Raw genomic sequence first — 2,189 nt, 5'->3', positions numbered from 1 at the left:
TCAAGAACAAGATGGCCCCGCCGTTCCGCGTGGTCGAGTTCGACATCATGTACGGGGAAGGGATCTCCAAGACCGGCGAGCTGCTGGACCTCGGCGTCCAGGCCGGCATCGTCGAAAAGTCCGGTTCCTGGTTCAGCTACGGCAGCCAGCGCATCGGGCAGGGCAAGGAAAACGCCAAGGGCTTCCTGATGCAGAACCCGGAGATCGCCGACGCCATCGAGGCGAAGATCCGGGAGAACGCCGGGCTCGTCGCCAGCGCCATGATGGGGTCCCCGGACAGCGACGGCGAAGCCGCCGACGCCTCTGAAGACTGATCCGGCCGTTCCCGAACAGCCGGTCCTATCGCCACCCTACCGCGGCGGCCAGTTGCAGGCCGCCGCCAGCCTGTCCCGCACGGGGCCGAAGTCCTTCAGATGGAACTCGGCGTCGTGCGTCACGGCGCTCCTGTCGCGCACCCGCACCGACAGGATGCCGTCGTCGGGCAGCGACTTAAGGAACGTGACGGCATCTCCCGTCAGGGCGGCGTCCACCGCGCCGCTCACCTCGTCGAAGCTTTTCTCGACGCCGCGCCGCTCCACCCAGCGGCGCTCGACCGAGCGGGCGTCGATGGCCTGTTGGCTGACCGCCAGGTACTCTACCGGAAATCCCGATCCCGCCGGAAAGCGGGCGAAGTCGGGGATGCCGAACAGCGCTTCGGTCCTGCCCTGCCTGCAATGCAGCGAAAAGGACATCCCCCAGTTCCCCGGCGACGGGACGGACGCGATCATGGCGCTGACCTGCGGGCTGTAGTCCACCGGCGACCTGGTTTCGCTGACGACCCATTCTTCCGGGCCGCTTCCCCCTGCACTGCCGGGATTCTGCGCCCAGGCGGCCTGTCCGCCGATCAGGGACGCCAGCAGCAGCGGAAGGACCGCGGCCCACTTCATTTCGGCCCGCCTCATTTCGGCAAACCGCTTTCTTCCACCGTGCCGGGCCGGTCCAGCCATTCCTGCGCCGACCGGTAGCGTTCCAGCCCCGGCACCTTCGCGGCCAGATTGACGTTCTTCCATTTCGGATCGAACCCCGGCCCCTGGAGCGTTTCGAGCCGGCTGAACAGCCGGTCGACGAACCGGTCCATGCGCTTGTAGCGGTCCGAATTGCGCGGCCAGTTGTAGGCGGCCAGGAAGGTCGGGACCGCGATCGTCGGCACCTGGGCGCCCTCCGCGATCAAGGACGGATAGTCCGTGGACCCAAGCTGCGACGGCAGATAGTAATCCGCCAGCCTGTTGTCGTATTCGACGGGCAGGAACTTGAAGCCCGCTTCCCAGCGGCCCCTGAGAAAGGCGTCCACCGGCTTGGACGTGATGAACACGACGGCATCCATCCCGCCGGACTTCATCTGCTCCAGCGCTACCTGATGCGGGATGAAGGTCTTGTCGACGTCGAGCCCCAGCCGCGTGAAGATCAAGGGACCCGAATAGGCCGCGGCAGTACCCAGCGTGTTGAAATTGACCTTTTTACCTTTGAGATCGTCGAGCGACTGGATTTCCGGCCGGACGAATACATGGAGCTCGGAGGGAAAAAGGTTCAGGACATAGGTAATCTGCTGCTGGATGTTCGGCACCTGCGCCTTGTATTCATCCAGCACGTCCGTATTGATGACCGCCATGTCGACTCCCCTCAGATACAGGAGAGAATTGACGTTCTCGGTCGGCCCTCTGGTCACGATCGGCAGGACGTGCAGGTTGTCGCCGTCGTCCACCACCCGCGAGATCTCCGACGCCAGCCGGAGCGGTGCTCCCTCCAGCTGCCCGCCCGCGAGACCGACCGTCCAGGCGTTTATCCTCTCCTTGGGCGACTGGCTGGCGCCCTTGCGCGGCTGGGCTTGAGCTTGTTGAGCTTGAGCCTGCGCCTGTTGCGGCTGGACCTGCGCCTGTGCGGACTGCACGGTCAGCGCCCCCAGCACGGCTGCCACGAAAATTCTTGCAATGATCAACATCAGGAAACCTGCATGAGGTGTCAAAAGCCCTTTACCGCTACCGGAAGTCACCGGCGAACAACGGCGCGCCGTCCTCCGGAAACTGGAACGGCTCCACAATATCCACGGATGGTCCCGATGGATCAGCCGCTATTGCATACTGGTGCGGCAACTATGATGATGGTCGATAGGGTAGGGGCAGGATCGCGATTATACTTTTTCCCTGACCGTT

At 64.0% G+C, this 2,189-nt stretch carries 2 protein-coding genes and 1 pseudogene; 1 reads left to right on the top strand and 2 read right to left on the bottom strand.

Annotated features, from left to right (window positions below; all coding sequences use genetic code 11):
- A pseudogene (locus AC5JJ6_RS10715) lies at window positions 1–314 on the top strand (recombinase RecA); the annotation flags it as partial.
- 36 nt (window positions 315–350) lie between these two features.
- On the opposite strand, the gene AC5JJ6_RS10710 reads toward AC5JJ6_RS10715, so the two are convergent.
- Both AC5JJ6_RS10710 and AC5JJ6_RS10705 read right to left on the bottom strand, forming a co-directional pair.
- A complete protein-coding gene (locus tag AC5JJ6_RS10710) occupies window positions 351–926 on the bottom strand; it encodes a hypothetical protein (protein WP_496042021.1) in 576 nt (191 codons plus the stop codon).
- Between the two features lie 11 nt (window positions 927–937).
- Entirely contained in the window at window positions 938–1,978 is a 1,041-nt protein-coding gene (locus AC5JJ6_RS10705) for a TAXI family TRAP transporter solute-binding subunit (protein ID WP_496042020.1), read from the bottom strand.
- Window positions 1,979–2,189: the final 211 nt, after the last annotated feature.

It is taken from the genome of Skermanella sp. (genome assembly GCF_059503625.1).
The sequence above is the reverse complement of the archived record's forward strand: the minus strand, read 5'-3'. Positions and strand labels throughout refer to the sequence as shown.